The following is a 13,030-nucleotide window of genomic DNA, read 5'->3' on the forward strand; positions in this document are numbered from 1 at the left end:
GCATAAAAAAGAACAATTCCATAACATATTATTTACATTATGGAATTGTTCGATCACCGCGATAGCAATATTCGTCTTGTTACACAGATTTATTAATCTGTGCATTTATTACAGGCCCTATTGCCTCAAATGAGGCAGGGGAAATAATATCAACATGCGCGCAATCCTGGCGGTAAACATCCAGACTGGATATCCACGGCGACCAGCTGCGTTCAGGACTGACACCCGGTACTAACGTGCGCTCAGCAACGAACAGCGTAGCGTGACCTGCAAACGGCACGCTGTGTGCCGTGGTGAGCAGGCGAACCGCATCGGCATAGTTGCCTTCGATTGCGTTAAATAAAGCCTCTGACGCATTCCCCTGCTGCGCCGCCAGAAACGCTTCGCGTTCACGCTCGATCTCTGCCAGTACCGCTGGATCCAACCCATTAGCCTCTTTTTCTTGCCAGTTTTGCGTTTCTGGCGGCCAGGTATCCAACAGCCCGAGGAATGCAACCGTCTCTCCTCTGGCATGTAAGCGCGCGGCGATCCCCTGTGCCAGCGTGCCGCCCAGCGAATAACCTAATAAATAGTAAGGTCCGTGAGGCTGTTGACAGAGCAATGTTGCCAGGTGATGTTCGCATACCGCATCAAGATTTTCCGCCGTCTGCATAGGGCCATCCGGGCGCGGCGACTGAATACCTATAATCGACCACTGCGGGCTGAGATATCGCGATAGCACGCTAAACTGCCAGGCAAAACCCGACGCCGGATGGAAACAGAACAGCGTTGGGCCGTGACTTTCACGCAGCGGCAACAGTGCCTCAAATCCCATATGTTGCGACTGCTCATCATCAGTGCTCTCCAGTAGAGCACTCAGTTGTTCAACGGTAGAGGCCACCATAATCTGCCCCGGCGTCACCTGACGCTCAAAAACCCGGCTCAACTGTGCCGCCAGCTTCATCGCCAGCAACGAATGTCCGCCAAGCGCAAAGAAGTCTGCCGCCACGTCATTAACCTCGCAACCCAGCAAAGCCGCAAAAGACTGCGCGATGGTGGTTTCAGTCCCTGCTCGCGGTGCGCGCCCGGAAGTACGCGACGTCAACTGCGGCATCGGCAGCGCTTTACGATCCAGTTTACCGTTCGCGCTAAGCGGTAGCTCCGCCAGCTGCAACAAAACCGTCGGCACCATATGCGCAGGCAGTTTTTCACGCAGCTTTTCCCGCAACGCGGACGTATCCAGCGGTAAACCCGATTGTGACACCAGATACCCCACCAGTTGACGCGCATCGCCGCCTGTCGCCGCCGCCTGGTTGAATACGCAGGCGTGGGCAACGGCATGCTCGACATCAGGCAACTGCTGCATCACCCGGTCAATCTCGCCGAGCTCAATGCGTTGTCCGCGAATTTTAAGCTGGTCATCGCTGCGCCCGAGGTATTCCACCGCGCCATTTTCCAGCCAGCGAGCCACATCCCCGGTACGGTACATGCGTTCGCCAACGTTAAACGGATCGGCGATAAAGCGGCTTGCTGTCAGATCCGGACGGCCCAGATAACCTTGCGCCAGTTGGATCCCCGTCAGATATAAATCACCAGCCACGCCGAAAGGCACCGGGCGCATCATGGCATCCAGGATACGTAAACCGGTATTCCATACCGGATAGCCAATCGGCACGCTGTTGCCGGTTACAGCAGCAAGGTCTTCCCCCCAGGCCGGATACCAGCTCACATCAACCGCTGCTTCCGTTGGTCCGTACAAATTGTGCAGTGGCGCATGAGTTAACTGTTCCCACTCACGGCATAAATCTGCAGGCAAGGCTTCGCCGCTGCAAAATACCCGTTTCAGCGAGGCACAACTCTCCCGCGCGGTTTCCGGCGTCAGTGAAGCGACAAAAGCGGCCAACATAGAGGGAACAAAGTGCGTGGTCGTCACCCCATATTGGGCAAAGAACTGCTGCATCGCCAGCGGATCGCGGTGCGCCTCAGGCTCTGCCATTACCAGCTTTGCCCCGGCAATAAACGGCCAGAAAAACTCCCATACCGAGACGTCAAAACTGCACGGTGTTTTCTGCGCCACCACATCATCCGCGGTCAGCGGATAGTGATTTTGCATCCACAGCAGACGGTTAACGATGGCGGTTTGCCCAACCATCACCCCTTTTGGTCTACCGGTAGAACCGGAAGTAAAAATGATATAGGCAGTATGATTGGGCTGAGATAGCGCCAGCGGAGCAGCATCTTCTGCTGGCAGGGGCGAGTCATAGCACAGACTTTCCAGCCCAGGAATATCGCTAAAGCGCGCCAGTTGCTCATTGGTCGCGATCAACAATTTTGGCTTCGCGTCTTCGAGCATCATCCGCAGGCGATCGTCCGGGTATCCGGTATCCAACGGCAGCCAGGCTGCACCGGCTTCAACGATACCGTGCAGCGCCAGCGTCAGGAACACGGAACGCGGTAATGCCACGGCGACGCTGTCGCCAGGCTTGACGCCGCGTGCACGCAAAAGGCTCGCCAGCGCCACGACCTGCTGGCGCATTTCGCGATAGCTAAACTGATAGCGGGCATCGGCCAACGCCGGGGCATCCGGCGTTTTATCGGCCTGCTGTACCACCAGCGCGCTCAGCGTAGTGGACGGGATCTCCACGGTGGTGTGATTAATCTTCGCCAGCCGCTCATGTTCTGTTGGCAACAGCATCCCGGCGTCGCCGCAGCATAGCGCCGGATTGTCGGCAAACTGCTCGATAAGCCCGATTAAACGCGAGGCATGCTGCGTCAGCGTTTCTGCATCGTAGCGCTGTTTATTGGCCAGAATTTCAATACTCAGCCCACCGTTTTCATCCGGGAATAACGCCAGTTCAAGATCGTTCACCGGCCCTGTCGCCAACGTGTGGGTTTGCGCCTGAACGCCGGGAATATTCAGCTGATAGTCGAATATTTTCACGTTCAGCACCGGGCCAAACAGCGGCTCGGCACCTGCTGCACGCCCGCTGTCGCGAACGATTTGTTCGGCATCATAACGTTGATGCCGACGCATTTTCTTCAACTGTCCGGCCAGTCGTTGTGCAAGCGCAGGCAAGCTTTCTGCCGCATCCAGCCTCACACCAAATGGCAGTACGTTTAAAACCGGTCCAGTGGAGGTCAACGCCGCCGACCCCATGCGCCGCATAAAGATAAACCCGGCGGCATAATCCATTCGGCTGCATAAACGTCCCAGCCACAATGCCACCAGCGCGAGGGCCAGATCCGCACGCTGAACGTCAGGCATACGTGCCGCAAGCCGACGAAACGCCCCTTCAGGCGCGGTTAACTTCATACGAATAATATCCGCGCTGGCCGATCGTCCCGGCAACGGATTGTTCGACAGCGAAGCAGGAGGCGGGAGTTGCTTTCGCTGCTCGCTCCAGAAAGCGCCGTCTCGTTGCCAGGCATCGCTTTGACGGTACTGTTGATACTCTTCCACCACCTCGGCGAACGGCGTAAAAGGCGAGTCTGGCGTAGGCTCGCCGTGTAGCCATGCGCGATAAATTGCGGCTATCTGGCGGGTAATGGCCGGAAAACTGAAGCCATCGACCAGCAAATGATGGTAGCGCTGATACCAATACCAACGCTTTTCTCCCACCTGTATAAGCAGGTGAAAAACCAGCGGCTTATTGCCATCAGCACGTATGTCCTGCTGCAGGTCTGCCTGCATCAACGCACGCGCCGCCTCATGTGGATTGGATTTTGCGCGCAAGTCGATAATTTCAGGTTGCGCAAAGGCGAGCGCAGAATCCACCCATTGCCAGACCTCACCGTTATCTTCGCTAAACCGCATCCGCAGGGTATCGGCCTGCTCCAGGCCCGCCACAACGGCTTTCGCCAGCAACGACGCGTCCAGTTCGCCAGTTAACTCTACGTAGTGCGCCACGCTCCACGCCGAGGGCAATGCGGAGAGTTTTTCCGCCATCCAGATCCCCGGCTGAGCCGCCACTAAAGGTAAACGCTGAGTCATGGAGCCTCCTGCACATCGACGTAGTTCGCGGTCGTAAGCGTGGTCCAGTTTGCTTCCAGCCATTGCTGGCAGGCTTCCTGGGATTGGGGTTCGCAAGCAATTTGCCAGCCAGCAGGAAGCGAGCACTGCTGCGGCCAAAGGCTAAACTGACGCTGGGGATTTTGCAGAATGTAAAACTGGCCCTGCGGATTATCGAAGGGGTTACTGAATTCCATACTCAACTCCTGTCGTGGAACATCGTCCGGTTAAATCGTGTCGGTAAGCGGTTGCCAGAGCGTCATTAGCCCTTGCATCAGACCGCCGCGCCAGCAAAGCGCATCGTGTCCGCCATCAACCTGACGCCAGAAAATAGACTGTGGTGCAGAAGGTAACTGGGCATATAACGCCTGATTAGCGCGATAAATAATGGGCTCGCGGATCCCCGCTTCCAGGACAATACGCAGCCCCTGAGCACTCACCTTCCCGCTTTTCAGTTGCTCGACGATCGCCCCGTCCTGATGACCACCGCGATGCGGCCACCAGTAAGAACCGGACTGGCTAAGCACACAGCCAAAGCGCGCGGGCCAGTTCAGCCCGGCATACAGCGCAGACAACCCGCCAAAACTTTGCCCAGCCACCACGGTGCGCTGCGGATCGTCACTAAACGCGGTCGTTGTCTTCACCAGTGGTAATAGCTCCTCCTGCACCGCCAACCAAAAATCCGCATTACACGGTAGCTCATGGCTGCGGTGAGCCGTATCAATGGCATCAATCAGGAGATAAACGGCAGAAGGAAGGTGTCCGCGATGCGTGAGTGAAGTCAACGCAGGCCAGACCGGCATACTCTGTGCCCAAAACTGTCCGTCCAGCAGGATAGCCAACGGACGCGTTTCGGGTTGAGCATCACCGGTGGTAAACACCCATACGCGACGCGTATTGCCGAGCCTGGCGCTATGCCATTGCAGGCACACTGCGGGGGATTTGGGGGGTTCAGGTTGATCCCATCCGGGCTGTACGGGTGCCTCCGGCATTTCCAGCGCAGACACCGCGTGGCCACGACCGCCCCGCCAGCTCTGCGGATTAAGGGGATCAGCAATGGCCTGTGGCAGCAATTGCCGCCAGCCTTCACGCAGCACGTTTCGGTCAGGCGCTTCGCCTGCCACAAGCGAGGAAAAGATATCGTTGCGCTCTGTTGGGATAAAACAGTAACTGCCACGCCAGTTGGCGCTGAGGGAAACACTCCAGCACCAAACATTTGTTCCATCAATGCGTCGCATCGACTGAGGGGTAGCATTTTGATGGTGGTCGGTGACGCCGGTGATATAAACCCAAACGTGATGAATGGCTGACTCTTTCTCCGTTCCCTGCGGATCACGCCACCAGAAGGTTACCCGATAATTTCCGTTGTCTTCACGCTCCCACTCCGGGCCTTTTTTTGACTGCCACCACGCCTCGCTTCCCATCTTTAACGTCGTCACAACCATAACCCCATGTTTATTGTGAAATTTTATGATCTAGCGTGAAATATATTGATAATATTATTGATAACTATTTGCATTTGCAATAGCGTATTGTCGCGCTGTGGGAAGCGCGTACAGTTTTTCACCACTTATAAACCGACCTGGCGCTGCGTACTTTTTCTGGAATGGATCGTTTACGCAGATGCGGGCGACATCAGGCCAAATGCCGCACCACGGCACATTGGTACTCGTGGCTAAAAGAACAGCAGGACATACAATGAACAACAAGATTCATTCACTGGCCTTATTGGTCAATTTAGGGATTTACGGGGTAGCCCTGCCAGCAATGGCAGAAGATCAAACCGATAGCGTCGCTGTCTCTCATGAAGACACCATCGTCGTTACCGCCGCCCAGCAGAACCTGCAGGCACCGGGCGTATCAACCATTACCGCTGATGAAATTCGTAAGAATCCTCCCGCTCGCGATGTGTCGGAAATCATCCGTACCATGCCTGGCGTTAACCTGACCGGTAACTCAACCAGCGGACAGCGCGGCAACAACCGTCAGATCGATATTCGCGGCATGGGGCCAGAAAACACCCTGATTTTGATCGACGGTAAACCGGTTACCAGCCGTAACTCCGTACGCCAGGGCTGGCGCGGCGAGCGTGATACCCGCGGCGATACCGCCTGGGTTGCTCCGGAAATGATTGAACGTATTGAAGTGCTGCGCGGTCCTGCCGCAGCACGCTATGGCAATGGCGCAGCTGGCGGTGTGGTGAACATCATCACCAAGAAAGGCGGCGATGAGTGGCATGGTTCCTGGAATACCTATTTCAACGCGCCGGAACACAAAGAGGAAGGTTCAACCAAGCGTACCAACTTTAGTCTGAATGGACCGCTGGGCGGAGATTTCAGCTTCCGCCTGAACGGTAACCTCGACAAAACCCAGGCCGATGCCTGGGACATTAACGACGGTCACCAGTCAGCACGTACAGGGTCATATGCCGATACGATGCCTGCGGGTCGTGAAGGGGTAAAAAACAAAGATATCAACGGCCTGCTGCGTTGGGATTTTGCCCCAATGCAATCGCTGGAGTTTGAAGCTGGCTACAGCCGTCAGGGCAACCTGTATGCGGGTGACACTCAAAACACCAACAACGATAACAAAACTAACGGGCTGGTAAAAAAATACTACGGTAAAGAAACCAACCGTATGTACCGCCAGAACTATGCGCTGACGTGGAACGGCGGCTGGGACAACGGCATTACCACCAGCAACTGGGCGCAATACGAACACACCCGTAACTCCCGTTTGGGTGAAGGTCTGGCAGGTGGCCTTGAAGGGTTATTTAACAGTAATCAATTTACCGACACTGACCTGGCGGATGTCACCCTGCACAGCGAAATTAGCATTCCATTCGACCTGTTAGTTAACCAGAACCTGACGCTCGGTACCGAATGGAACCAGCAGCGAATGAAAGACATGAGTTCCAATACCCAGACCTTTATGGGCGGGAACATACCTGGTGCCAGCAGCACCGATCGTAGCCCATATTCACAGGCTGAAATTTTCTCCCTGTTTGCTGAAAATAACATGGAGCTGACCGACAGCACCATGTTGACGCCGGGTCTGCGCTTCGACCACCACAGCGTCGTTGGCGACAACTGGAGCCCGTCCCTGAACCTGTCCCAAGGTCTGGGCGACGACTTTACGCTGAAAATGGGTATCGCACGGGCCTATAAAGCACCTAGCCTGTACCAGACTAACCCGAACTATATTCTGTACAGCAAAGGCCAGGGCTGCTATGCCACCGGATCTGCGACGGGCATTGGTTGCTACATGATGGGCAACGATGACCTGAAGGCCGAAACCAGTATCAACAAAGAGATTGGTCTGGAGTTCAAACGTGACGGTTGGCTGGCCGGCGTAACCTGGTTCCGCAACGATTACCGTAACAAGATCGAAGCGGGGACTGTACCGCTAAGCAGAACGTCAATTACCCAGAAAAACCCGACTACGGGTAAAGAAACAACAACCTACACCGATATCTATCAGTGGGAAAACGTACCTAAAGCTGTGGTGGAAGGCCTGGAAGGGACGTTGAACGTACCGGTTAGCGAAACCGTTACCTGGACCAACAACATCACTTACATGCTGCAAAGTAAGAATAAAGAGACCGGCGAACGCTTGTCGATTATTCCTGAATACACGCTGAACTCAACGCTGAGCTGGCAGGCGCGTGAAGATTTGTCGCTGCAATCCACCTTTACCTGGTACGGCAAACAACAGCCGAAGAAATATGATTACCAGGGTAAACCAGTAACCGGCAGTTCAGCCCAGGAAGTGAGTCCGTACAGCATCGTCGGCCTGAGCGCAACCTGGGATGTGACGAAAAACGTCAGCCTGACCGGCGGCGTGGATAACGTCTTCGACAAACGTCTGTGGCGTGAAGGTAATGCCCAAACCACCAGCGATATCAAAACTGGCGACTATATGGCGGGCGCTGGCGCGTACACCTATAACGAACCGGGTCGTACGTGGTATATGAGCGTTAACACCCACTTCTGATAGCGTTGTTCCCTCTCCTCGCGACGGGGAGAGGGAAACGATACACAACCATGCGTACAACACACACATCGCTTCCCTTCGCCGACCACGCGCTGCATTTTGTCGAGTTTGATCCCGCCAGCTGCCATGACCACGATCTGCTCTGGCTCCCCCACCACGCCCAGCTTCTGTCCAGCGGACGCAAGCGTAAAGCTGAACACTTAGCAGGGCGGATCGCCGCAGTACATGCATTACGTGAATACGGTATCAAAACTGTACCTGGCATCGGCGGGCAGCGACAACCGCTGTGGCCACAAAAGTTGTTTGGCAGCATCAGCCACAGTGCATCAACTGCGCTGGCGGTAGTATCGACGCATCCCGTTGGGCTGGATATAGAAGCTATTTTTACGCAACAAACCGCAGTTGAGCTGGCTGACGGTATTATCGATAACCACGAACGACCGATTTTGCATCATTCTGAATTGCCCTTTCCACTCGCCTTAACTCTGGCATTCAGCGCCAAGGAGAGCCTGTATAAGGCGTTTTCCACTCAGGCATCCGGGTTACCAGGTTTCACCAGCGCAAAAATTACCGCACTCACGAATCAGCAATTAACATTGCAAATCATGCCATCATTTTCGCCTAACCTCGCCAATCAGGCAATTAACGTACATTGGTTTCAACGCGATAAAAACATCATTACCCTGTGTGCACCCACGCTGTCAGGATCGTGATCCTTTTCTCCTTTTAAGAAATTAGCTGCGCAAATCGTAGACAGTTCGATTATCTCGACTTATCGTTAACTTGAATAATAAATCATATTTGAATAAATATTCAAAGTGGAGAAAGAGATGAACAAGACCCTGATTAAATCCGTATTACTGGCCTCGATCCTTACCGCATCGGGTTCGCTGTATGCTGCCGACAACGGACTGATTGCGATTATCACCCCTTCACACGACAACCCGTTCTTTAAAGCCGAAGCCGACGGCGCGGTCGCCAAAGCGAAAGAGCTGGGATATACCACGCTGGTCGCCTCTCATGATGATGATGTCAATAAACAAAACCAACTGATTGAGACCGCCATAGCCCGAAAAGCGAAAGCCATCATTCTCGATAACGCGGGCGCCGATGCCACCGTTGGTCCACTGGAAAAAGCCAAAGCGGCGGGCGTGCCTGCATTCCTCATCGATCGTGAAATTAATAAGACCGGCATCGCAGTCGCGCAAATCGTGTCGAACAACTACCAGGGCGCGCAGCTCGGCGCAGAGAAATTCGCCAAACTACTGGATGGAAAAGGCAAGTACGTTGAGCTGTTGGGACGCCAGTCCGACACCAACGCACATGTGCGCTCACAGGGGTATCACGATGTGCTCGACGACTATCCGGATATGAAAATGGTCGCCCAGCAAACGGCGAACTGGAGCCAAACTGAAGCGTTTACCCGTATGGAAGCTATTTTACAAACCAACCCTGATATCGTCGGCGTCATTTCCGGCAACGACACCATGGCGCTGGGCGCAGAAGCTGCCCTGAAGGCTGCTGGGAAAAACAATGTCATCGTGGTGGGTTTTGACGGCAGCGACTACACCCGAGATTCCATCATCAACAAGAGCAACATTAAAGCGACCGTCCTTCAGCCCGGCTGGCAGCAGGCACAAATGGCGGTTGAGCAGGCTGATTACTACCTGAAAAACGGCAAAGCGCAGAAAGAAGAAAAACAGCTCATGGATTGCGTGCTGATTGATGAAACCAATGCCAGCAAGCTGAGTAAATTCAACCTGAGCCACTAAGCGGAGGCACTATGTCGTTAACACAATGGGGTGCTGCACTGGTTGGGTGCGCCACCCTGTTGCTGACGGCCTGCACGGTAGTTGACCTCGACGAAAACGGCAACCCCATCATCCCGGCCGACCCACAGGCCAAAGCCAGTTTCGACAATCAAACACCCGAGCAGATCGCGCAACAAACCTGGCAATCCCGCGTCCTGGATGCGGCAAAGCAACACGCTCTGGATGCGTCAGCGCTGAGCGCACGCCTGAAGACGCCCTCACCTACCGCCGAGAGCGTATTTGTGCGCCTGACCAGTCAGATTGAGAACGTCGATACCACCAATGCGCGCGAGAAAAGCATTGTGATGAGGGTCAATGACGCCCCTGTCACCATCCAAATAGGCCCGGTGATGCGCGGCAATGCCATTCGCGATGCGAGTGGTTTTAAGTTTGAAGACTTCACTAACCAGGTTCAGTTTGCCCAGCTTTCCCGGGCGTATAACCGCGAAGCGGTAAAACACTTGCCCGCAGTGGACGAAAGCTGGCAAGGGAAGCGTGCCACGGTACTGTTCGCCGTAACGCTGAATGCAGGAAAAGCGGAAAACGCGGCAGCGTTAGCGCTGGAACAGGAGGCACACTGATGAATAATTCCTCAGCAGAGGACATCATCCTGCGCACACATGCCATCTCAATGCTATTTCCCGGCACGATTGCGCTGGACAGCGTGGATTATCAGGTGTGGCGCGGTAAGGTCAACGTGATTATTGGCGAAAACGGTGCGGGGAAATCCACGCTGATGAAGATCCTCGCCGGTGTTCAGCAGCCCAGCAGCGGCGAGATGACGCTCAATGGCAACCCTGTTCGCTTCGCCAATACCCGGGACGCCGCGGCGCACGGGATTGGTATGGTGCATCAGGAACTTAACCTGTTTGAGAATCTCACCGTCGCGGAAAATATTTTCCTTGGCCGGGAGATCCAAAAAGGCATGACCCCCATTGATGAGGCCGAACAGGAGAAGCGTACTGCGGAGCTGCTAACCCGACTCGATCAGCCCATTTCACCCCGCGATCTGGTCGGCAATCTCAAAGTTGGACAGCAACAGCTGGTTGAAATCGCCAAAGCGTTGGCGGAGGACGCTGACATTCTAATCCTCGACGAACCCACCTCGGCGCTGAGTAAAACCGAAGTCGAGATCCTGTTTCGCGTGATTCGCGAACTGACTCGCCAGGGCGTTTCGATAATCTACATCTCTCATCGACTCGAAGAATTGATGGCGATTGGCGATGTGATCACCATTTTACGCGATGGCAAATTCCAGGCCGAAGCCAGAGTTAGCGATATCGATGTGCCGTGGATTGTGCGTGAAATGCTGGGCAGCGACCCGGTGAGTAATTTTCTTGAGCCAGGTCGCACGTTCGGCGCGCCGGTTCTCGAAGCGGAACATATTACCTGCGTCAATGCCGCTGGCAATGCGGTGGTCAACGACGTCACCTTTAACGTCCACGCGGGCGAAATTGTCGGTATCTATGGACTGATGGGGGCCGGAAGAACCGAATTGTTCGAGTGCTTGCTGGGTACTGAGCGCAACTACCTCGGTAAACTGTGGCTCGACAGCAAGCCAGTTCCACAGCGCTTAACCACCGCCGACCGCATTCGTATGGGAATGAGTCTGGTACCGGAAGATCGCAAGCGCACAGGCATTTTTCCCATTTCTTCGGTTGCCAGCAATCTGACTATTGCCAGCCTGTGGCGTCGCCTGCAGCGCGGTTTTGCCATCGCCCGCAAAGATGAGGAGGCCGTCGTCGCCAGCACAATTGGTAATCTGTCGATCAAAGTGTCCTCACCGGATGTTGAAATCCAGGCTCTGAGCGGGGGTAACCAGCAGAAAGTGGTGATTGGCCGCTCCCTACTTACCAATCCCAAAATTCTGTTCCTTGATGAGCCCACACGCGGCATTGACGTTGGCGCGAAGGCCGATGTGTTTCGTATGATGGTACAGCTCTCACAACAGGGTATTGCCGTTGTCTTCTCCACCTCGGATTTAAAAGAAATTATGGCGGTATCTGACCGCATTCTGGTGATGTCTGGCGGCAAGCTCACGGCCGATATTATTCGCGATCGTGCCGAAGAATCGGCGCTGGTCACCGCAAGTGCTCAGGGGTTCTGACATGAAAACACTACAATCTGCCGTCGTCGCACCGCGAGCCGGTGTCACCTTCTCGCGGGAAAATATCCTGCTGCTGATCCTGAAATTACGTACCTTTATTGCGCTGTTTCTGATCGTCGGATTTTTTGCCTTCACCGTCCCCGGTTTCCTCTCTGGCGGCAGCATGGTCATTATGATCAAGCACATCGCCATTAACGCGTTTCTGGCGCTGGGAATCACCTTCGTCATTATTACTGCCGGCATTGATCTCTCGATTGGCGCTACGCTTGGGCTGTGCGGCATGATTGCCGGATGGCTGATCACCAAAGGCATTGTATTACCCATGTTTGGCATCGCTATCTTCCCCAGCGTCTGGGTGATTGTACCTGTCGTACTGCTGATTGGCGGATTGATTGGCGCAGCAAATGGCTGGATTATTACGCGCTATAACGTCGCACCTTTTATTTGTACGCTGGGCACCATGTACGTATTGCGCGGCGCGGCGATGCTGACCTCTGACGGACAAACATTCCCCGGGCTTTCCGGCAATCCACAGTTGGGTAACACCGGTTTTGATGAAATTGGCGCGGGAACTCTGTTTGGTATTCCGTGGGCCATCTGGATGATGATTGTGCTAGCGCTGGTTATTGCCTACGTTGCCCGCCGTCTGCCCTTTGGCCGCCACGTGTACGCTATCGGCGATAACGAACGCGCTGCTGAACTGTCCGGGGTAAAAGTGAGGCAGGTAAAAATCTGGGTGTACACCCTGTCCGGACTATGCGCTGCAATTGCCGGAATAGTTGTTTCAGCACAACTTTCCGCCAGTCATCCGGCCAATGGTACAGCATTTGAGATGAACGCCATTGCCGCCGTTGTACTTGGTGGTACGTCGCTGGCCGGTGGTCGAGGCACCATCTTAGGCACGTTGATTGGCGCTTTCGTTATCGGTTTTCTGGCCGATGGTCTGGTGATGATGGGCGTCAGCGAATTCTGGCAAATGGTGATTAAGGGCATCGTGATTATTGTCGCGGTCATTATCGACCAGATGCAAAACCGGATGCAGCAAAAAGCCGCAGTGGTTGCGCAAAAGGCGGCGCTGGAAAGTCAGTAGCCCTGAAATTACGCCTGATGGCGCTGCGCTTATCAGGCGTA

The 13,030-nt window shown here is 54.6% G+C and carries 9 protein-coding genes; 6 read left to right on the plus strand and 3 right to left on the minus strand.

Annotation, left to right across the window (positions count from 1 at the left end; all coding sequences use genetic code 11):
- Window positions 1–79 precede the first annotated feature (79 nt).
- From entF to fes, 3 genes are read right to left on the minus strand one after another with little or no spacing between them, the layout of a single operon-like run.
- Window positions 80–3,970 carry an enterobactin non-ribosomal peptide synthetase EntF gene (gene entF / locus OGX90_RS21815; protein WP_234692188.1) on the minus strand — a complete coding sequence of 1,297 codons (3,891 nt, stop codon included), beginning with the start codon at window positions 3,968–3,970 and terminating at the stop codon, window positions 80–82.
- Entirely contained in the window at window positions 3,967–4,185 is a 219-nt protein-coding gene (locus tag OGX90_RS21820) for an MbtH family protein (RefSeq protein ID WP_032941816.1), read from the minus strand. Before OGX90_RS21820 ends, entF begins: the two co-directional genes overlap by 4 nt.
- A gap of 30 nt (window positions 4,186–4,215) precedes the next feature.
- Complete coding sequence (gene fes / locus OGX90_RS21825; RefSeq protein WP_286574338.1) at window positions 4,216–5,433, minus strand: enterochelin esterase; 1,218 nt, start codon at window positions 5,431–5,433, stop codon at window positions 4,216–4,218.
- 253 nt (window positions 5,434–5,686) lie between these two features.
- On the opposite strand from fes, the gene OGX90_RS21830 reads away from it, so the two are divergent.
- From OGX90_RS21830 to OGX90_RS21855, 6 genes are all read left to right on the plus strand, one after another.
- Window positions 5,687–7,981 (plus strand): TonB-dependent siderophore receptor, encoded by a 2,295-nt coding sequence (locus tag OGX90_RS21830; protein ID WP_003831180.1) that lies wholly within the window; start codon window positions 5,687–5,689, stop codon window positions 7,979–7,981.
- Between the two features lie 50 nt (window positions 7,982–8,031).
- Complete coding sequence (gene entD, locus OGX90_RS21835; RefSeq protein WP_032942649.1) at window positions 8,032–8,694, plus strand: enterobactin synthase subunit EntD; 663 nt, start codon at window positions 8,032–8,034, stop codon at window positions 8,692–8,694.
- Between the two features lie 117 nt (window positions 8,695–8,811).
- Entirely contained in the window at window positions 8,812–9,753 is a 942-nt protein-coding gene (locus OGX90_RS21840) for a D-ribose ABC transporter substrate-binding protein (protein ID WP_032942648.1), read from the plus strand.
- An 11-nt stretch (window positions 9,754–9,764) separates the two neighbouring features.
- Entirely contained in the window at window positions 9,765–10,373 is a 609-nt protein-coding gene (locus tag OGX90_RS21845; protein WP_032942646.1) for a DUF2291 family protein, read from the plus strand.
- The gene (locus OGX90_RS21850; RefSeq protein ID WP_234692191.1) at window positions 10,373–11,899 is read left to right on the plus strand and encodes a sugar ABC transporter ATP-binding protein; all 1,527 of its coding nucleotides are present in this window, start codon (window positions 10,373–10,375) and stop codon (window positions 11,897–11,899) included. Before OGX90_RS21845 ends, OGX90_RS21850 begins: the two co-directional genes overlap by 1 nt.
- Before the next feature lies 1 nt (window position 11,900).
- Window positions 11,901–12,989, plus strand: a complete 1,089-nt coding sequence (locus tag OGX90_RS21855; protein ID WP_234692192.1) for an ABC transporter permease — start codon at window positions 11,901–11,903, stop codon at window positions 12,987–12,989.
- Window positions 12,990–13,030 lie beyond the last annotated feature (41 nt).

The sequence above is a fragment of the Citrobacter sp. Cpo012 genome, assembly GCF_030333015.1.
Taxonomy (GTDB): domain Bacteria; phylum Pseudomonadota; class Gammaproteobacteria; order Enterobacterales; family Enterobacteriaceae; genus Citrobacter; species Citrobacter portucalensis.